This is a genomic window from Roseisolibacter agri, from assembly GCF_030159095.1.
GTDB classification, from domain to species: Bacteria; Gemmatimonadota; Gemmatimonadetes; order Gemmatimonadales; family Gemmatimonadaceae; genus Roseisolibacter; species Roseisolibacter agri.
Map to the genome: position 1 here is coordinate 374,619 of NZ_BRXS01000003.1, position 19,251 is coordinate 393,869.

Sequence of the window (19,251 nt, forward strand, 5' to 3'; positions counted from 1 at the left end):
GCAGCGTCATGCGCGACGACGCAGGACGCCGCCGATGGCCCGGGCGAGTCTCGTCCCCTGCCGGCAGGCGGTCGCGCGCGGCGTCGCGCGCGGCGCGTGGTGCACGGTCCCGTGCGTGCCCGTCGGCGCCACCCGTACGTGAGGAACCTGGTATGCCTCTGCCCGTTCGTTGGGCTCGGTCGCTGGCGGTGCTCGCCGTCGCCGGCGCGGCCGCCTGCGGCGACCGCAGCGCTGGAGTCACCGATCCGCGCACGCCGTCCGACGCGCCGTCCGCTGCCGTCGTGCCCGGCATCGCGATCGGCGCCGACTCCAATCCCGTCTCCATCGCGCGCGGCGCGTCGGCCACCGTCAACGTGCGCGTCGCCCGCATCTCCGGCTTCACCGGCGCGGTGACGCTCGCCGTCGACACCACGGGCAGCGCGCGCGGCATCCGCGCCACCATCGCCAACGCGACCATCGCCGCCGGCGACACCGCCGCGCGCGCGGTCACCATCACGGTCGACACGACCGCGACCGTCAGCACCACGCCCGCCAGCGTGCGCATCACCGCCAGCGGCACCGGCGTCACGACGCAGACGCTGCTGCTGGGCGTCGTCGTCACGGCCGCGCCGACGGGCGGCGCGTTCACGCTCGGCTTCGCGGGCACGACGACCGGCTCGACCGTCGTCGTCGGCCAGTCGGGCACCGTGCGCGTCGTCGTGCGCCGCACGGGCGGCTTCACGGGCCCGGTGACGTTCACCGCCGACAGCGCCGGCCGTCCCGCCAACGTCACCATCACGCAGGGCGCGACCGTCGGCGACACGGTGACGCTCAACATCGCGGCCGCCTCCGGCGCGACCCCGGGCAACTACACCGTCACGCTGCGCGGCACCGGCACGGGCGTGACCGCCCAGACGCTCGCGCTCCCGCTCACCGTCTCGCCGGTCGGCACGTTCACCGTCGCCGGCCCGACGACCGCCACCAGCGCGACCGCCGGCACCACCGTCAGCATCCCGATCCGCGTCGCGCGCACGGGCGGCTTCGGCTCGCGCGTGGCGTTCACGGCCACGGGCGCGCCCGCCGGCGTGACGCTGACGTTCGACTCCACGGCGCGCGTCGGCACCACCGACACGACGGTCACGCTGCGCGTCACGCTGCCGGCCACGCTGGCCGCGGGCACCTACCCGATCACGGTCAGCGCCGTGACGCCGGGCCTGGCCGCGCAGACGACCACCGTGAACCTGACGGTCGCGGCGGCGGGCGTGGGCTTCACCTTCGGCAGCCCGCTCTTCGTCGGCAACCCGGTGGTGCTCGCCAGCGCGACGAACGTCATCACGCTGCCGATCAACCGCACGGCCGGCTTCACCGATCCGATCGCCTTCTCCAGCACGTCCACGGTCTCCGGCTTCGACGTCAGCGTCAGCCCGGCCACGCGCAACGGCGCCGAGGTGGTGAACGTCGGCATCACCGCGTCGGGCGACCTCGAGGCGGGCGTCTACCCGGTCACGGTCACGGCGACCACCACCGGGGGCCGCACGCTGACGACGACATTCAACGTCACGGTCGTGCGCAACAACCCGTCGTTCGGCTTCCAGTTCGTCGGCCCGACGACCCCGCTCACCGTGCGCGCCGGCGGCACGACGACGGCCACCGTCACGGTGCAGCGCATCTCGATCATCGCGCCGACGGCGTACCTGAACGTCACCAACGTCGCGCGCGGCATCACGGTCACGCTCGACCGCAACACGACGGCCGAGGGCACGGTGACGCTGACCATCACCGCCGACGCCACCGCGCTGCCGGGCGTCTACGCATTCCAGCTGACCGGCGCCACGGAGCGCGGCGTGATCCCGCCGCTCAACATGAGCGTGACGGTCACCGCGGCCGGCACGACGACGACCGGCAACCCCTGAGGGCTGCCCTCTGAACGACACGATGGGCGGGCGCCTCCGGGCGCCCGCCCATCGTGCATTCGTCCCGCATTCATCCCGCATTCGTCCGTGCGCCCACCGGCCGACACGCATACCTTGGCGCGCATGCTCCTCCTGCCCTCCCGCCGCGGGCGCCGCCTGCGCGTCGCGGCCCTCGCGGCCGCGGTCGGCGCATGCGCGAGCGGGATGGCGACCACCGCCTGCACCGACCGCCTGACGACGCTCGGCTCGCTGACGCTGTCGGTCGCGCCCACGGCGCTGCGCGTCGTGGCCGGCCGCGCCGACTCCGTGACCGTGCGCGTGCTGCGCGGCGGCGGCTTCGCCGGCACCGTCGGGCTGTCCGTCGTCGCGCCGGCGAGCGCGCCCGCGGGGCTCGCGGTCACGCTCGACGCGGCGGCGCTCGCGTTTCCCCACGACGTGAGCCTGGTGCGCGTCGCGAGCGCCGCCGGCACGCCGCCCGGCACCTACGTCTACGACGTGCAGGCCGTCGGCGAGGGCGGCGCCATGACCGCGTCGCGGTCGGTCGCGGTGACCGTCGACGCCGTCGCGCGGTAGGGCCCTAGCCGGTCAGGGCGGCCGGCGCATGGGTCGTTCGGCCCTCGCGCGCATGATCGGATCGTCATATGTTCGCCCCCCTTGCTCCTGTTCGCGCAGCAGAAAATCAGATCCGGGAGGTCTTCGTGACATACACGCGTTCGCCGTTCGCCCGCTGGGGACGGCTCGGAGTTGGACTGGCCCTCGCGCTCTCCGCGGCGGCCTGCAGCAGCGACGATGGCGGGGGGACGGTGGAGCCGACGCCGACGATCGGCGTGTCGGTCGCCACGCCCGCGGTGACCGTGGTCGCGGGCCAGAGCGGCACCGCCGCCGTGACGGTCACGCGCGGCGGCGGGTACACGGGCGCGGTGAACCTGACGGTCGAGGGGACGATCCCGGCCGGCTCGGCGACGCCCAACCCGGCGGCGCTCGCGTCGGGCGTCACCGCCAGCACGATCACCATCACGACCGGCTCCGCCACGCCGGCCGGCACGTACAACCTGACGGTGCGCGCCGCGGGCACGGGCGCGGTCGCCGCGGTGACGACGCCGCTCACCGTGACGGTCACGGCGCCGGTCGTCCCGGGCTTCACCATCGCGCCCGCGGCGGCGCTGACCGTGACGCAGGGCGCCGGGGCGCAGACCGCGACCATCAACATCACGCGCACGGGCGGCTTCGCCGGCGCGGTGACGCTGACGACCAGCGGGACGATCCCCGCCGGCCTCACGCTCACGCCCGCCGCCGCCAGCACCGGCAACACCTCGACGATCGCCGTCTCGGCCACGTCGGCGGTGGCGCCGGGCACCTACCCGATCACCGTCAACGCGACGGGCGCGGGCATCACCGGCACGCAGACGACGACGCTCAACGTCACCGTCGCCGCGGCGCAGGCGACGCCCGACTTCTCGATCGCCGCGGGCGCGGCCTCGGTCGCGGCGGGCGGCGCGGCCGGCACCTCGACCGTCACGATCACGCGCTCGGGCGGCTTCACCGGCGCGGTGACGCTGACGACCACGGGCGCACCGGCCGGGCTGACGATCACGGCGCCCGCGGCGACGACGGGCAACACGGCCGACCTCTCGATCACGGCCGCGTCCACGCTGGCCGCGGGCACGTATCCGATCACGGTCAACGCGACCGGCGCGGGCGTCACGGGCACCAAGACGGCGACGTTCAACGTCACCGTCACGCCGGCCGTGCAGGTGGGCGGCTACACGCTCGGCACGACGGGCGCGGTCAGCGTGCAGCAGGGCGCGACCGGGACGACGACGCTGAACGTCACGCGCACCGGCGGCTTCGCGGGCGGCGTGACGATCACGCCCACCGGCGCGCCGAACGGCGTGCAGGTGACCGTGACGCCGAACCCGGTCACGGGCAACACGGCCACGGTCTCCGTCGTCGCCAGCAACACCGCCACGACGGGCACCGCGACGATCACGCTGACCGGCGCGGCCACCGGCCTCGCCAACCAGACGACGACGCTCAGCGTCAACGTCACCGCCCCGAGCACCGGCGGCGGCAACGTGTCGTACGCCTTCTGCGCGCCGGACATCCCCATCTGGTTCGCCTACCAGAACGACAACGGCGCCTGGACGCGCGTGACGGCAGGCGCGAACAACACGTTCGCGTTCAACGTCCCGGCGCGCGGCGGCATCGCCTACGTGACGCAGACGGGCACGAACTACGACCTCACGGTCGTCTACGGCACGGCGGCCGAGCTGATCGCGGGCGGGCAGCAGCGCTGCGCGAGCCTGCCGCGTGGGACCAAGCGGCTCACCGGCAGCGTGGCCGGCGTCAGCGCCACGGACTTCGCGTCGGTGTCGCTCGGCGGCAGCTCGGAGATCCTGGTCGGCGGCCAGACGGCGTTCACGCTCGACAGCGTGCCGGAGGGCTCGCTCAACCTGCTGGCCTCGCGCTCGTCGATCGACCTCGCGACGTTCTCGCTGACGCCGAACCGGCTGATCCTGCGCCGCGGCGTCAACTACGCGAACAACGCGGTCATCCCGACGCTGGACTTCAACGGCTCCGAGTCGTTCGCGCCGGCGACCGCCAACCTGACGATCAACGGCGCCGGGACGGACACGGCGTTCGTCGCCACCTCGTTCTTCACCGGGGCCTTCAACCTGAGCGGCTTCGGGACGGGCGGCGTCTTCTTCAACTTCGGCAGCAGCCCGCTGCGCTACGCCGGCGTGCCGACCGACCGCCTCCAGGCCGGCGACATGCACGCGCTGGTGGCGTTCGCCAACGTGCGCGGCGACTCGACCAGCTCGCGCGGCATCTACTCGTTCGTCCGCACGATCACCGACCGCAGCGTGACGATCGGCCCGGCCCCGTCGGCGGCGACGGTCACGGCGATCACGTCGACGCCGTACCTGCGGCTGCGCGCGACGGCCGCGTCGCAGGCGTCGTACAACGCCGGCGCGTCGGTGAGCTTCACGCAGGCCACGCGCACCGCGAACATCAGCGTGACGCCGGGCTACGTCGGCGGCAGCGCGCCGGCGACGTGGGACCTGTCGGTTCCGGACCTGACGGCCGCCGGCTTCGACGCCAACTGGGGCCTGCGCCCCGCGACGCGCACGGACTGGGGCTTCTCGACCTACGGTGGGAACTTCCTCGCCTTCATCGGCGGCGTCCCGGCCGAGGGCACGACGTTCCAGTTCGCGAACAAGACGGGCACCTTCGCCGGCGCGCTGCGCAGCTTCTCGCGGCAGCCGCTCGCCACGGGCCGCTCGCCGCTCGAGGTGACGCTGCAGCGCGCGTCCGCCCGCTTCCAGCGCCTGCAGCAGGCGATCGTGGGCGCGCGGCGCTGACCGCGGACCGACGGTCGCCGCAGGGAACGACGCGGGGGGCGCCGGCATCGGCGCCCCCCGCGTCGCGCTCGTCGGGGCGCCATCCGGCGAAGGACGATGAAGCGGAGGACGGAACGGCGGAGACCGATGGGGCGTGAAACGGTGAGGCGGACCTCTCGGCTCGAAGCTTCCAGCTGAGAGGTCCGCCTCTTCGTCTCACGCTTCATCGTCCTCCGCCGTTCCGTCCTCCGCCTCCCCGTCCTCCGCCGTTCCGTCCTGATCCCGGCCGACGGCGTGACGTCCGAGGCTCTGCCGTCCGGCGGGCCCGCGCGCCAACTTGGCGGCATGCCGTTCCTCCGACCGGTCACCGGCGCGCTCGCCGCGGCGCTGACGATGGGCGTCGTGCTGGCCTCGGGCCCGTCCGCCGCGGCCGCCCACGACACCTGGCTCGTGCCCGCGCGCGCGACGTCGCCCGCCGGCGTGGACGCGACCTTCGACCTCACGAGCGGACCGTCGTTCCCGACGAACGCCACGGCCATCGCCGCCGCCCGCGTGCGCACGGCGCGCGTGCGCACGGGCGGCCGCACGGAGCCGCTCCCCACGCCCGCCGCGGGCGCACGGGCGCTGCGCTTCCGCGTGCCGCTGCGCCACGCCGGCGTGGCCACGGTCTGGGTCTCGCTCGCGCCACGCGTCCTCACGCTCGACTCGGCGGGCGTCGTCGACTACCTGAGGCGGATCGGCGCCCCCGACAGCGTGCGCGTCGCCTACCTGCGGCAGCTGCCGGTGAACGGCGTGCGCCACTGGCGCGAGCGCTCCGCGCGCCACGCGACGACGCACGTGCTGGTGAGCAGCCCGCTGCGCCCCCGCCCGAGCGGCGACGCGTCGTGGGCGCAGCCGACGGGGATGCCGCTGGAGCTGGTGCCGCTGCGCGATCCGACCACGCTGCGGCCGGGCGACACGCTGGTCGTCCGCCTGCTGCAGCAGGGCCACGCGGTGCCCGCCGCGATGGTGGGCGCGGTGGGCCCCGACGGCCGGGCGCTCCCGCCCCGCCGCACCGATGCCGACGGACGCGTGGCGATCCCGCTGGCGCGCGCGGGCCGCTGGCTGCTGCGCGCCACGCAGCTGCGGCATCCGATCACGGCGCAGTCGGAGTGGGAGAGCGACTTCGCGACGCTCACCATCGCGGTGCGGTAGGTACCTGCGGCGTGCCGCGTGAACGACGAGCTGCTTCAGACAGGATGACGGGATGAACCAGGAGGCTCCACAGAGCGCATGGAACGACGCGCAACGCGGAGCCTCTTCGCCATCCCGTCATCCTGTCCAATGCCGTTCGCTCTTCCAGGTCAGGCGCGCTGGACTCCGTTGCCCTCTGGGAGGATGCGGATGCTCCGGATGGAGACGGATGCGGCGGATCGCTCCTCTCAGTGCATGGGACGTCGCCGCCACGCGGGCCGATCCGTTCGATCCGGTCCCATCCGGAGCATCCGCCCCCCTCCCGCGCAGCTGGTGCGAGCCAGGTGCGACGTCGGACGCCGAGGGCACGGAGCCGCACGCAGCCGGCAGCCCGCAGTCCGCAGCGCCGGTCACGGCGCCGCGGTCGCGAGCCACTCCCGCCACGCCTCCTCGAGGGCGGGCGACGCCGCGTCGCCGCCGGGCAGCGCGGCGACGGCGTCCTCGGTGCTGCGCCCCGCCAGCAGCTCGTCGGCCAGCGCCTGCAGGTACGTCGGCCCGTAGCGCGACACCAGGAACTCGCCGAACGCCGTCGACTCCGCGGCCAGCAGCGGGGGCGGCGTCTGCGCGGTGGGCTCGCTGTACGTGCGCACGACGCCCTCGCGGTGCGCCAGCTCGCTCCAGAAGGGCATCCCGAGCCGCGCCAGCGCGAACAGGCGCCGCAGCGGCATGAGCCGCGGGCGGTTCTGCTTCACGAACGTCACGCCGCGCTCCACCGCGTCCGGGCGCGCGACGCGCGACACCACCGCTTCCGTGAACCAGTGCGGCAGCCGGTCGAGCGCGCGCTCGTGCGTGGGCAGCGTGTCGCCGTGCGCGCGCGCGAGGCCGCGGCTCACCGAGTCCGCGTAGGCCGCGAGGTACAGCTCCGCCAGCCGCGCCGCGAGCAGCCGCTCCTCGACGCCGAGGGTGCCCCCCTTCTGCGCGTCGCGCCCGCGCACGAAGGCGAGCACCTGCACGCGCCGCGCGACGAAGGGCGCGAAGTCGAAGTCGCGGTACGGATCGGCGGGCGCGTCGAACAGCAGCACCGCCACGCGCGGCGCCGGCCCGAAGTGGCGCGCGAACTCGCGCGCCGACGCGTCCAGCTGCTCCTGCAGCGCGGGCAGGTGCGCGGCCGACTCGACGTACAGCTCGTGCGTCGGCGCGACCACGTGGTGGAAGCGGCGCCCGCTCAGCGTCACCGAGTCGCCGCTCCACGCGACGACCGGCGGCAGCAGGCTGCTGCGGATCCGTGGCATTCCGGCGCCGCCACAGCCGATCGTCGCGCACAACGCCATCCCGAGCGCGCCGTGCACTGCGTCCCAGGTCCTGCGCATCACGTCCCTTCGCGTCGCGGCCGCGGCCCCGCTCGTCAGCCCGCCATCAACCCGTCGTGCTGGTCACGCGATGGGCGCGAGTCCGCGGTGCCCGTGCCGGCGCGTGCGGCGCGATCACACAAGGTTCGCGCCAGCACGCACCGATGGGCTTCCGTAGGTCCCCGCGCTCACATCACCGTCGTCGGCCGCGGCGCCGGCGTGACGACCGCGCGCACGCCGCCCTCGCGCGCCAGCCGGTTGAGCTCCGCCACGTCGCGCGCCAGCAGCGCGTCGATCGCCTCGCGCCGCGTGCGCCATTCCACGTCCAGGTCGGCCGCGCGGTCGGTGAGGCCGCGCGTCATCGGCGGATCGGTCGCGTCGGCGGTGCGCGCGACGAACAGGTAGTGGTCGAGCAGCGCCGGCGGGAAGTTGACCACGTCCTGCTGCGTGCGGCGCTTGAGCTGCACGAGCGTCGCCTCCAGCTCGCTCGTGCGCTTCGCGACGTCCGCCGCGCGCGTCGCGAGCGCGGCCAGCGCGGTGCGCGCCGCCGCCGACGTCGTGTCCTCCGCCTTCGCCCGCTCGGCCAGCTTCGTCACTTGGTCGCGCACGTCGCGCAGCTGCAGCACCGCGCTCGTGATCTCGTCCACGCGCGCGGCCATCGCGCGGTTCATCTCCGCGCGGCGCGCGTGCCCCGCGGTGCGCTCGGCCACGGTCCCGGCGCTCGCGTCGCGCGGGTCGTCGCGCACCTCCAGCGGGCGCGCGAGCGTGTCGCTGCCCACGAGCAGGCGCACCGTGTAGCTGCCCGGCGGCACCACCCAGCCCGTGGTCGGGCCATCGTAGACGAGCCCCGGGATCACGCGATGCCCCTCGGTGCGCAGGTTCCACACGAGGCGGTTGTGCCCCGCGACCGGCGCGAAGCCCGGCGCCGCGCCCGGCGGGCCGCCCGTCGCCATGCGGTCGCGCGGCGTCGGGAAGCGGCGCAGGACCGTGCCGCCCTCGCCCACGATCTCCACGCGCACCGGGCGCGCGCTGTCGGGCTTCGCGGCGAGCACGAAGTCGATCGTCGCGCCGCCGGGCGCGTTCTGTCCGCGCGCCGCGCCCGCGGGCACCGGCGCGCCGCCGTCCACCGCGTAGCGGTACGCGGGGCGCGGCGCGAACAGCAGCGGACGCGACGCGTCGCGCAGCGCGTCCGCGCGCTGCCGCAGCGGCGACAGGTCGTCGAGGATCCAGTACGCGCGCCCCTCCGTCGCCGCCACCAGGTCGCCGAGCGTGCTGATACGCAGGTCGGTGACGGGGACGCGCGGGAGGTTGCGCTGCAGCGGCGCCCAGCGGCGGCCGTCGTCGTGCGACATCCACACGCCGCTCTCGTTGCCGACGTACAGCAGCCCCGCGCGCGCGGGATCCTCGCGCACCACGCGCACCGGCAGCTCCGGCAGCCCCGCGTCGATGCGCGACCACGTCTTCCCGTAGTCGCTCGTCTTCAGCACGTACGGGCGGTTGTCGTCGAACTTGTACTTCGTGAAGGCGAGGTACGCCGTGCCCTTCGCGTGCTCCGACAGGTCGAGCGCGTTCGCGAGCCCCTCGCCGAGTCCGGCCGGCGTGACGTTCTGCCAGCTGGCGCCGCCGTCGCGCGTGACCTGCACCAGCCCGTCGTCCGTCGTCACCCACAGGACGTTCGGCTCCTGCGCCGACTCGGCCACGTAGAAGATCGTGCCGTACACCTCGCCGCCCGCGCCCTCGTTCGTGTACGGGCCGCCGCCGGCGCCGACCTTCTTGCGGTCGTTGCGCGTGAGGTCGGGCGAGATCGCCGTCCACGCGTTGCCGCCGTCGGTCGTCTTCAGCAGCACGTTGCCGCCGTGGTAGATGACCTTCGGGTCGTGGCGGCTGACGAGGATCGGCGCGCTCCAGTTGAAGCGGTACTTCTGCTGGTCCGACGGCATCGCGAGGCCCAGCGAGGCGTACGCCATCACGCCGCGCTCGCTGCGCGTCTCGAGGTCGAACGCGTCGATGAGGCCCTGGTAGCAGCCGCCGTAGACGATCTTCGGGTTCTTCGCGTCCACGCCGGGGAACGCGCTCTCGCAGCCGCCCGTCACGAACCAGTCCTTCTCGGTCACGCCGACGTCGGTCGTGCGGCTCATCACCGCGACCGACGTGTTGTCCTGCTGCCCGCCGTAGATCCAGAACGGGAAGCGCTCGTCGAGCGTCGCGCGGTAGAACTGCGCGGTGGGCTGGTTCTCCTGCGTGCTCCACGCGCGCCCGCCGTTGAGCGAGACGTTCGCGCCGCCGTCGTTGGCGTTGATCATCACGTCCGGATTCTGCGGATTGATCCAGAGGTGATGGTTGTCGCCGTGCGGCGTGGGGATCGTCGCGAAGGTGCGCCCGCCGTCGGTGCTCTTCAGGAACGGCGCGTTCATCACGTACACCGTCTCCTGGTTCTTCGGATCGGCGAAGAGGTGGATGTAGTACCACGCGCGCGCGCGCAGCACGCGGTCGCCGTTGATCAGGCGCCAATTCTTGCCCGCGTCGTCGGAGCGATAGAGGCCGCCGCTGTCGGCGGTGCCCTCGATCAGCGCCCACACGCGCTCGCTGTTCGCCGGCGACACCGCGACCGCGGTCTTCCCCATCTCGCTCGGCAGCCCGTTGCCCGAGAGGCGCGTCCACGTCTCGCCACCGTCCGCGGAGCGCCACAGGCTGCTCCCCGGGCCGCCGCTGCGCACGTACCACGGCTGCCGCTGGTGGTCCCAGAACGCGGCGAACAGGATGCGCGGGTTGTTCGCGTCCATCGACAGGTCGCTGGCGCCCGACGTCGCGTTGGGACCCGCGAGCACGTGGCGCCACGTCTTCCCGCCGTCGGTGCTCTTGTAGATGCCGCGATCGGGCGTGCCGCCCCAGCGGCTCCCCTGCGCGGCCACCCACACCGTGTTCTCGTCGCGCGGGTGCACGATCACCTGGCTGATCGTCCGCGTCCGCTCCAGGCCGAGGTGCGTCCAGGTGCGGCCCGCGTCGGTGGAGCGGTAGACGCCGTCGCCGTACGACGACGACATGCCGCGCACCGGCGCCTCGCCCATCCCGACGTACAGCACGTTGGGATCGGAGGGCGCGACCGCGATGCTGCCGACGGAGCCCATCGCGAAGTGGCCGTCGGTGACGTTGCGCCACGAGCCGCCGGCGTCCTCGGTCTTCCACACGCCGCCGCCCGTGGCGCCCATGTAGAAGGTGAGCGGCTGCGCGGGGTGCCCGGCGACCGCGGTGGCGCGGCCGCCGCGGAAGGGGCCGATGTTGCGCCAGCGGAGCCCCTGCACGAGCGCCGTGTCGGCGGGCGAGCCCGGAGTGGCGGGGGTGACCGCGAGCTGGCCGCGGCCGGCCGCGGGGCGCGTGGGGGCCGGGGGCTGGGCGACCGCCGGCAGCGGAACTGCCGGCAGGGCGGTCAGCAGCACGGCGAGGGCGGCGGGCACGAGCGGTCGTGCGGGGCGCGCGAAACGGGGCACCGAGGTCTCCACCGGTGGGCGTGCCCGGCCGCGGCGCCCGGCGGCGCCCGGCAGAGCGCGCGGACGGGGGCGATTTACGCGGGGTCGCAGGGCGACGCCAGGGAGGGCGCGCGGGCCGGTGCCGTCACGCGGCCAGCCGGAATCGCCACGAGATGTGACGGCCGTCATGAACGGATTGCCAGATGACCCATGCGCAGGGGTCCGGGGACCCGCAGCTTCTCCCGGGGGCCGCCCTCCCGGGCCCTCCCCGACCAACCCCGCACCTTCCCTCCATGACCGCTCGCCTGCTCCCGGTGACGTCGCCGACGCGCCGCGCCGCCGCCCTGCTGGTGCCGCTGGCGGTCGGGCTGCTGGCCGCCTGCGCCGCGCCCGACGCTCCGACCGCGACCGCCCCAGAAGCCGCGCTGGCCAAGAAGCCGCGTACGCCCGTCGTTCCGAACGCGCCCACCGGCGTCGTCGCCACCGCGGGCGCCCGGCAGGCGACCGTGTCGTGGCAGGTGCCGCGCTACGACGGCGGCAGCGCGATCCTCAGCTACCGCGTCCAGGCCTCGTCCGGGCAGACGCTGACCGTGAGCGCGCCGACGACCACGGGCACCGTGACCGGGCTCGCCGCGGGCGTCCCGGTGAGCTTCACCGTCGTCGCCACCAACGTCGCGGGCGACAGCCCCGCCTCGAGCCCCTCGGCCGCCGTGACGCCGAGCGACACGACGACGCCCCCGCCGCCGCCCCCGCCGCCGCCGCCGGGCTCGCGCTGGGTGTCGGGCTACTACGCGGGCTACCAGCGGTCGCTGTATCCGGAGAGCGAGGTCGACTTCTCGATCCTCACGCACATCTTCGTCGGCGCGGTGCTGCCGCTCGCGAACGGCGGCGTCGACACGACCTTCTACATCACGAACACGCAGGGCCCCGCGATGGCGCGCGCGCTCGCCTCGCGCGCCCACCAGGCCGGCCGCAAGGCGATCCTCATGCTCGGCGGCGCGGGGACGCACGACGCGATGGCGAGCGCGGCGTCGAGCGCCAACCGCGCGACGTTCGTCGCCAACCTGCTGAAGACGATGGACGCGCTGGGCTACGACGGCATCGACGTCGACTGGGAGCCCATCGACTCCGTCGACCGCCCGAACCTGCTCGCGCTGCTGCAGCAGCTGCGCGCCGCGCGCCCCGGGATGCTGCTGACGATCCCGGTCGGCTGGGTGAACACGAACTTCCCGGGCGAGGTCGACTCCTGGTACATGCAGGTGGCCGGCGTCGTCGACCAGATGAACGTCATGACGTACAGCATGGCCGGCCCGTACGGCGGCTGGCTGAGCTGGCACACGTCGGCGCTGTTCGGCGCCAAGGGCAACACGCCGAGCTCCGTGCAGAGCAGCGTGGACCGCTACGTGGCGGTGGGCGTGCCGGCCGCGAAGCTGGGCATCGGCATCCCGTTCTACGGCGTGTGCTGGCGCGGCGTCACGGGCCCGAACCAGACGTCGTCCACGATGACGATCATCGCCGACGACAACGCGATGAGCTACCGGAACATCATGTCCACGTACTACAGCGCCGGTGCGCGGCAGTGGGACGACGTGGCCAAGATGGGCTACCTGAGCTTCGCGTCGCCGACCGGCCCGCAGGGGTGCCAGTTCGTGTCGTACGACGACGAGCAGTCGATCGCCGCGAAGGGCGCCTACGTGAAGAGCGCGGGGCTGGGCGGCGCGATCATCTGGACGATCAACCAGGGCCACCTGGGCGCCGGGCAGGATCCGGTGCTGCGCGCGACGTACAACGCGATCGTGCCCTGACGCGAAGCGGTGACGCGCGACGCGGCGCGGATCGGCGAGGGGCGGGGCGCGACGTGGCGCTCCGCCCCTCGTCGTTTGCGGGCGCGTATGCGTGCGCGCCGGCACGCCGGCTGCCATGCACGATGGCCCGCTCGTCGTCCCGCACCGCGCCGCCCGTGGCCGCCGCTCCCACCCTCGATCGCCGCGCGTTCGATCCCGACCGGGTGTTCTGGTCGCTGACCGGCCTGCTCGTGCTGCTGGACGCGTGGACCAAGTGGATGGCGCAGTCGGGCCATCCGTGGCTGGCGGCGCTGGGCCAGGGCGCGCTGTCGTTCCCGCTGCGCTACAACCCCGGCGTCGCGTTCTCCCTGCGGGTGGAAGGACTGGACGCGCACGCCGCGTCCGAGCGCTGGCTCTACGTCGCCACGCTGACGTGGGTGCTGGTGTTCCTGTACGCGCTGCACCGGCGTGTGGCGCACGCGTCGCCGACGTCGATGGTGGGGCTGGCGCTGATGCACGGCGGCGGCGCCGGCAACCTGCTCGACCGGCTGCGTCACGAGCGCGGCGTGGTGGACTTCATCCACGTCGACGCGGGCGCGCTGGCGGGCCTCGTGTTCAACGTCGCCGACGTGGCCGCGCTGTGCGGCGGGCTGCTGCTGCTGTGGGCGCTCGCGCGCCGCGAGTGCGCGCCCGATCGGCTGCGGGCCCTCGCGCTGGTGCGCCGCCGCGAGTGACGGGGCGCTGGGCGGAGTACCGCTAGGCGGAGTACCGCTAGGCGGACTCCGGCGCAGGGCGCAGATTGGAGGCTCCGCCCTCCAGCCCCGACATGCGCCTGCCGACCGCCCTCGCCCGCCGCGCGATTCCCGCGCTGTTCGCCGCCCTTCCCGTCGTCGTCGCCGCGCAGCCGCCCGGCGCGTCCCGCGCCACGCGCGTCGAGCCCGGGGCGGCCTGCCCCGCGGGCACGACCGAGATCCGCCCGAACCTCTGCCAGGCGCCCGAGCTGCCGGCGCCGAGCATCCTCGACTACCGCCCGCGCTCGACGCTGGTGACGGCGGAGCACAAGGTGCCGCGCGCGAAGTACGCGGCCGTGGACTTCCACGGGCACCCGACGGGCGGCGCGCTCGACACGCCCGAGGCGCTGGCGCGCCTGGTCGCGCAGATGGACAGCCTCAACCTCGGCGTCATGGTCGCGGCGAACAACGTCAGCGGCGACGCGCTCAAGCGGACGATCGCGAGCATCCAGGCGTCGCCGGTCGCACGGAACCGCGTGCGCGTCCTCACCGGCATCGACTTCCGCAACGTCGGGCCGGGCTGGGCCGAGAAGGCGATCGCGCAGCTCGAGGCCGACGTGGCCGCGGGCGCGGTGGGCGTGGGCGAGATCGGGAAGGGGCTCGGGCTCTCCATCAAGAAGGCCGACGGCTCGCGCCTGCGCATCGACGATCCCGCGCTCGATCCGGTGTGGGCGGCGTGCGCGCGGCTCAAGCTACCGGTGTTCATCCACACGGCCGATCCGCAGGAGTTCTGGCAGCCCATCGACTACCAGAACGAGCGGTGGCTGGAGCTCGCGCTCTTCCCCGGGCGCCGCTATCCGGCGGACCAGTTCCCGAGCTTCGAGGAGCTGATGACGGAGCGCGACGCGATGCTGCGCCGCAACCCGAAGACGACGTTCGTCATCGCCCACATGGGGTGGCACGCCAACGACCTGCCGCGCCTCGCGAAGCTGATGACCGCGCTGCCGAACGTGCACACCGAGGTCGGCGCGGTGCTCTACGACCTGGGGCGGCAGCCGCGCGCGGCGCGCGACTTCCTGGTGCGCTTCCAGGATCGCGTGCTGTTCGGCAAGGACTCGTACCAGCCGGAGGAGTATCCGTACTACTGGCGCGTGTTCGAGACGCGCGACGACTACTTCGACTACTACCGCCCGTACCACGCGTTCTGGAAGCTCTACGGGCTCGACCTGCCCGACGCGACGCTGCGCAAGCTGTACTACGAGAACGCGCAGCGGATCACGCCGGGGCTGCCGCGGACGAAGTAGGGCGAGCGTCGAGCGCCCTCGACGCTCGACGCTCACCGCTCGACGCTCAAGCTCAGTACTTCGCCAGATACTGGTCCAGCTCCCACTGGCTCACCTGCGTCACGTAGTCCCGCCACTCCTGCCGCTTGGCCGCGAGGTAGTGCGTCGCCACGTGCTCGCCGAGCGCGGCCTGGATGACGTCGTCCTTCTCCAGCTCGTCGCACGCCTCGTTGAGGTCCTGCGGCAGGTCGTCGATGCGCAGGCGGCGGCGCTCGCGGTAGCTCATCTCCCAGATGTTCTGGTTGACGGGCTCGCGCCAGTCGGCCTGCGTCTCGACGCCGTCCATCCCGGCGGCCAGCATCACCGCCAGCGCGAGGTACGGATTGGCCGCCGGATCCGGCAGCCGCAGCTCGACGCGCGTGCCGGCGCCGCGCCGGTCGGGGACGCGGATCATCGGGCTGCGGTTGCGCATGCTCCACGCGACGTTCACCGGCGCCTCGTAGCCCGGCACCAGCCGCTTGTAGCTGTTCACGAGCGGGTTGGTGACGGCGCACAGCCCGCGGCCGTGGCGCAGCAGCCCGCCGATGTAGTGCAGCGCGGTGCGTGACAGCCGCCACTCGGCCGCCTCGTCGAGGAAGGCGTTCTGGCCGTCGCGGAAGAGCGACTGGTGCGTGTGCATCCCGCTGCCGTTCTGCCCGAAGATCGGCTTCGGCATGAACGACGCGACGAGCCCGAACTGCCGCGCGACGTGCTTCACGACCCAGCGGAAGGTCGCGAGGTTGTCGGCGGTGGTGAGCGCGTCGGCGTAGCGGAAGTCGATCTCGTGCTGGCCGTGCGCGACCTCGTGGTGCGCGGCCTCGATCTCGAAGCCCATGCGCTGCAGCAGGTCCACCATCGCGCGCCGCGCGTCCTCGCCGAGGTCCACGGGCGCGAGGTCGAAGTAGCCGCCGACGTCGTGCGTCTGCGTGGTGGGGCGGCCGTCAGGCGCGGGGCGGAAGAGGAAGAACTCCGCCTCCATGCCGGCCATCATGGTGTAGCCCGACGCGGCCGCGCGCGCGATCTGGCGCTTGAGCACCGCGCGCGGATCGCCGGCGAACGGCGTCCCGTCGGGCATCGTGATGTCGCAGATCACGCGCGCCACGCGCGCGTCGGGATCGCCCCACGGGAGCACGCGGAAGGTCGCGAGGTCGGGCTGGAGGAGCATGTCGCTCTCCTCGGTGCGCACGAACCCCTCGATCGCGCTGCCGTCGAACATGATGTCGCCGGCCAGCGCCTTGGCGAACTGCGACGCCGGCACCTCGACGTTCTTGTTGACGCCGAGGATGTCGGTGAACTGCAGGCGCAGGAAACGCACGTGCTCAGCGTGGGCGAGCGCGAGCACATCCTGCTGGGTGGTACCGGCGGGATCAGGGGCGGCAGGCATGGGCGGAAGGTAGGCCCGCGCTGGGCCGCGAGGAATCGGCCGTGCCTTCCCGCGTGGGCACCATCCGTGCGGCAGCCGCGCGCACGGGCGCCGGCCGGCCCCGTCTCCGGACGAAAACGGCCGCAGGGTGGGTGGCGGAATGAGGTGAGCTCGACGGGGGAGCGGACCGGTCACACGGTCGGCTCCCCCGTCGGCATTGGGGGCTCCCCCACCGCTGCCCCACCGCTCCACCACCGCTCCACGACCGGCACGCCCATTGCCCCCTCCCTCCGGCTGGCCCGCCCCAACCCAACCGAGGATCAGACGATGAGAGCTCAGGACATCATGACGAAGGACCCGCGCGTGGTGACGCCGGAGACCCCGGTGCAGGAGGCCGCGCGCCTGATGCAGAGCGAGGACACGGGCGTGCTCCCGGTCGTCGAGTCGAACCAGAGCCGCCTCCTGGTCGGCGTCATCACGGACCGCGACCTGGCGCTGCGCGTGGTGGCCGAGGGGAAGACGTCGGCGAGCGTGCGCGACGCGATGTCGAGCGGCGTGAAGACGGCCAAGCCCGACGACAACGTGAAGGACGTGATGGACCTGATGGCCCGCGAGCAGGTGCGCCGCATCCCGATCGTCGACGACCGCGGGATGGTGGTCGGCATCGTCTCGCAGGCCGACGTCGTGCTGGAGGCCGGGAACGACAAGCGGGCGGAGCAGACGATCGAGGAAATCTCGAAGCCCGCCTGACCGCTCCGCTGGCACTCCGCGGAAGCGGAGGACGGAACGGCGGAGAACGGAACGGCGGAAGACGAGAGGACGTGAAACGAGAAGGCGGACGCTTCGAGCTTCGAGCGGAGGTCCGCCTCTTCGTATCACGCCGTTCCGTCCTCCGCTTCTCCGTCCTCCGCCGTTCCGTTCTCCGCCGTCGTTAGGTTTGAGCCCATGTCTGCTCCAGCTACCCAGTCCGTCCCCTGCCCTGCGTGCGGCGCCGCGGGCACCGGACGGTTCTGCTCGACCTGCGGCGCCCCGCGTGACGCCAGCGTCTGCGTCGGCTGCGGCGCGCCGCTGAGCCCCGGCGCCAAGTTCTGCCACCGCTGCGGCCTCGCCGCGGGCAGCGCGCCCACCACCGGCGCCGCGCCGCGCACGGGGGCCGCCGCCGGCGCCGCCAGCGTGCTCCCCTGGGGCGTCGCCTTCGTCGCCCTGCTGGCCGTCGCCGCGATGGCCGCCGGCCGCAACTTCGGCGGCTCGCGCGGCAGCACCCTCGACGCGCCGCTCAACGCGCTCCCGCAGGCCTCCCTCGGCGAGGGCGGTCCGACGGGTGCGCCCGCCGGCCCGTTCGCGGGCGGGGCCGCCGGCGCCCCGGGCGGCGCGCCCGGCACCGGCCGCGCGCCCGACCTCTCGCAGCTGTCGCCGCGCGACATCGCCGACCGGCTCTTCGACCGCATCATGCGCCTGAGCGCCGAGGGGAAGCCCGACAGCGTCGGCTTCTTCTCGGAGATGGCCCTGCAGAACTACGCGCAGATGGGCACCGCGCTCGACGCCGACCTGCGCTACGACATGGGCCGCGTGGCCGAGGTGGCCGGCAAGGACGAGATCGCGCGCGCGCAGGCCGACACGATCCTCCGCCAGCAGCCGAACCACCTCCTCGGCCTCGTGCTGGCGGTGAAGGCGGCGACGATGCGCGGGGACGCCGCCGCCGTCGCGACCCTCAACAAGCGGCTGGTCGCCGCCGCGCCGGCCGAGCGCGCGAAGAACCTCGACGAGTACCAGCGCCACGCCGCGGACATCGACACCGCGCTCCGCCAGGCCGCCACGCCATGACGACCGCCACCACGCCCCGCACGATCCACGTCTCGCACAGCCCCGACTCGGACGACGCGTTCATGTTCTACGCGCTGGCCGAGGAGAAGATCGACACCGAGGGGCTGCGCTACGTCCACGAGCTGCAGGACATCGAGTCGCTGAACCAGCGCGCCCGCCGCGGGGAGCTCGAGGTCACCGCCGTCTCCATCCACGCGTTCGCGTACATCGCCGACCGCTACGCGCTGCTGCCGTCGGGCGCGTCGATCGGCGACCGCTACGGGCCGCGCCTGGTCGCGCGCACGCCGCTCACGCGGGCCGACGTGAAGGGGAAGCGCATCGCCGTCCCGGGGCCGCTCACCAGCGCGTACCTCGCGCTGCGGCTGTACGAGCCGGACTTCGAGCCCGTGTGGACGCCGTTCGACCGCATCGAGGACGTCGTCGAGGCGGGCGAGGTCGACCTCGGCCTCCTGATCCACGAGGGGCAGCTGACGTTCCAGGACCGCGGGCTGCACCTGGTGGCCGACATGGGCGAGTGGTGGTTCGGCGAGACGGGCCTCCCGCTCCCCCTCGGCGGCAACGTCGTGCGGAAGGACCTCGGGCCCGAGCTGACCGAGAAGATCGCGCGCCACCTGCACGCCAGCATCGCGTACAGCCTCACGCACCGGCAGGCCGCGCTCGACCACGCGATGCAGTACGCGCGCGGGCTCGACCCGGCCAAGGCGGACACGTTCGTCGGCATGTACGTCAACGACTGGACGCTGGACTACGGCGCGCGCGGCCGCGAGGCGGTCCGGCTCTTCCTGCGCCGCGGGCACGAAGCGGGCATCCTCCCGCATCCGGTCGACGTGACGTTCGTCGGCGACTGACGCTCCGCCCCGCGGCCGACGTCGGCGCGCCGGACCCGAACGGCACTGGCGAGGATGAGCTCTGACAGGATCGGATAACGACGGATGGCTCCGCGTCGGTGCGATGTGGGTCGCGCCACACCGGAGCCATCCGTCGTTATCAGACGTTATCCGATCT

13 protein-coding genes are annotated in these 19,251 nt (G+C 73.8%); 10 read left to right on the plus strand and 3 right to left on the minus strand.

Annotation, left to right across the window (positions count from 1 at the left end):
* Window positions 1-152: 152 nt before the first annotated feature.
* The 4 genes from rosag_RS10265 (at window position 153) to rosag_RS10280 (ending at window position 6,427) form a co-directional block, all read left to right on the plus strand.
* Window positions 153-1,892 carry a hypothetical protein gene (locus rosag_RS10265; protein WP_284350019.1) on the plus strand — a complete coding sequence of 580 codons (1,740 nt, stop codon included), beginning with the start codon at window positions 153-155 and terminating at the stop codon, window positions 1,890-1,892.
* Window positions 1,893-2,015: 123 nt separating this feature from the next.
* Entirely contained in the window at window positions 2,016-2,465 is a 450-nt protein-coding gene (locus tag rosag_RS10270) for a hypothetical protein (protein WP_284350020.1), read from the plus strand.
* A 125-nt stretch (window positions 2,466-2,590) separates the two neighbouring features.
* Window positions 2,591-5,254: a beta strand repeat-containing protein gene (locus rosag_RS10275; protein ID WP_284350021.1), complete on the plus strand. Its 2,664-nt coding sequence runs from the start codon at window positions 2,591-2,593 to the stop codon at window positions 5,252-5,254.
* A 324-nt stretch (window positions 5,255-5,578) separates the two neighbouring features.
* The gene (locus rosag_RS10280; protein ID WP_284350022.1) at window positions 5,579-6,427 is read left to right on the plus strand and encodes a DUF4198 domain-containing protein; all 849 of its coding nucleotides are present in this window, start codon (window positions 5,579-5,581) and stop codon (window positions 6,425-6,427) included.
* A gap of 389 nt (window positions 6,428-6,816) precedes the next feature.
* Here rosag_RS10280 and rosag_RS10285 read toward each other — a convergent pair whose 3' ends face one another.
* The gene (locus tag rosag_RS10285; RefSeq protein ID WP_284350023.1) at window positions 6,817-7,698 is read right to left on the minus strand and encodes a hypothetical protein; all 882 of its coding nucleotides are present in this window, start codon (window positions 7,696-7,698) and stop codon (window positions 6,817-6,819) included.
* Window positions 7,699-7,943: 245 nt separating this feature from the next.
* The gene (locus tag rosag_RS10290; protein ID WP_284350024.1) at window positions 7,944-11,210 is read right to left on the minus strand and encodes a VPS10 domain-containing protein; all 3,267 of its coding nucleotides are present in this window, start codon (window positions 11,208-11,210) and stop codon (window positions 7,944-7,946) included.
* Window positions 11,211-11,515: 305 nt separating this feature from the next.
* Here rosag_RS10290 and rosag_RS10295 point away from each other — a divergent pair, with 305 nt between their 5' ends.
* The 3 genes from rosag_RS10295 to rosag_RS10305 all read left to right on the plus strand — a co-directional run bounded on the left by rosag_RS10295 (window position 11,516) and on the right by rosag_RS10305 (window position 15,041).
* Window positions 11,516-13,027 carry a glycosyl hydrolase family 18 protein gene (locus tag rosag_RS10295; RefSeq protein WP_284350025.1) on the plus strand — a complete coding sequence of 504 codons (1,512 nt, stop codon included), beginning with the start codon at window positions 11,516-11,518 and terminating at the stop codon, window positions 13,025-13,027.
* Window positions 13,028-13,182: 155 nt separating this feature from the next.
* Window positions 13,183-13,740 carry a signal peptidase II gene (locus tag rosag_RS10300; protein WP_284350026.1) on the plus strand — a complete coding sequence of 186 codons (558 nt, stop codon included), beginning with the start codon at window positions 13,183-13,185 and terminating at the stop codon, window positions 13,738-13,740.
* Between the two features lie 92 nt (window positions 13,741-13,832).
* Complete coding sequence (locus rosag_RS10305; RefSeq protein ID WP_284350027.1) at window positions 13,833-15,041, plus strand: amidohydrolase family protein; 1,209 nt, start codon at window positions 13,833-13,835, stop codon at window positions 15,039-15,041.
* Between the two features lie 52 nt (window positions 15,042-15,093).
* Here the strand turns inward: rosag_RS10305 and rosag_RS10310 are convergent, their stop codons facing one another.
* Window positions 15,094-16,443 (minus strand): glutamine synthetase family protein, encoded by a 1,350-nt coding sequence (locus rosag_RS10310; RefSeq protein WP_284350028.1) that lies wholly within the window; start codon window positions 16,441-16,443, stop codon window positions 15,094-15,096.
* Between the two features lie 324 nt (window positions 16,444-16,767).
* Here rosag_RS10310 and rosag_RS10315 point away from each other — a divergent pair, with 324 nt between their 5' ends.
* The 3 genes from rosag_RS10315 to rosag_RS10325 all read left to right on the plus strand — a co-directional run bounded on the left by rosag_RS10315 (window position 16,768) and on the right by rosag_RS10325 (window position 19,094).
* Window positions 16,768-17,172, plus strand: coding sequence for a CBS domain-containing protein (locus rosag_RS10315; RefSeq protein WP_284350029.1), 405 nt, complete (start codon window positions 16,768-16,770; stop codon window positions 17,170-17,172).
* Window positions 17,173-17,367: 195 nt separating this feature from the next.
* On the plus strand, window positions 17,368-18,246 hold the full coding sequence (locus rosag_RS10320; protein WP_284350030.1) for a zinc ribbon domain-containing protein: 879 nt from the start codon (window positions 17,368-17,370) through the stop codon (window positions 18,244-18,246).
* Window positions 18,243-19,094, plus strand: coding sequence for a menaquinone biosynthesis family protein (locus rosag_RS10325; protein WP_284350031.1), 852 nt, complete (start codon window positions 18,243-18,245; stop codon window positions 19,092-19,094). Before rosag_RS10320 ends, rosag_RS10325 begins: the two co-directional genes overlap by 4 nt.
* Window positions 19,095-19,251 lie beyond the last annotated feature (157 nt).

Bases quoted from the DNA above. Each gene is read 5' to 3' on its own strand.
- rosag_RS10280 (WP_284350022.1), top strand. From the start codon at position 5,579: ATGCCGTTCCTCCGACCGGTCACCGGCGCGCTCGCCGCGGCGCTGACG.
- rosag_RS10265 (WP_284350019.1), top strand. From the start codon at position 153: ATGCCTCTGCCCGTTCGTTGGGCTCGGTCGCTGGCGGTGCTCGCCGTC.
- rosag_RS10325 (WP_284350031.1), top strand. From the start codon at position 18,243: ATGACGACCGCCACCACGCCCCGCACGATCCACGTCTCGCACAGCCCC.
- rosag_RS10270 (WP_284350020.1), top strand. From the start codon at position 2,016: ATGCTCCTCCTGCCCTCCCGCCGCGGGCGCCGCCTGCGCGTCGCGGCC.
- rosag_RS10285 (WP_284350023.1), bottom strand. From the start codon at position 7,698: ATGCCACGGATCCGCAGCAGCCTGCTGCCGCCGGTCGTCGCGTGGAGC.
- rosag_RS10305 (WP_284350027.1), top strand. From the start codon at position 13,833: ATGCGCCTGCCGACCGCCCTCGCCCGCCGCGCGATTCCCGCGCTGTTC.
- rosag_RS10295 (WP_284350025.1), top strand. From the start codon at position 11,516: ATGACCGCTCGCCTGCTCCCGGTGACGTCGCCGACGCGCCGCGCCGCC.
- rosag_RS10310 (WP_284350028.1), bottom strand. From the start codon at position 16,443: ATGCCTGCCGCCCCTGATCCCGCCGGTACCACCCAGCAGGATGTGCTC.
- rosag_RS10315 (WP_284350029.1), top strand. From the start codon at position 16,768: ATGACGAAGGACCCGCGCGTGGTGACGCCGGAGACCCCGGTGCAGGAG.
- rosag_RS10320 (WP_284350030.1), top strand. From the start codon at position 17,368: ATGTCTGCTCCAGCTACCCAGTCCGTCCCCTGCCCTGCGTGCGGCGCC.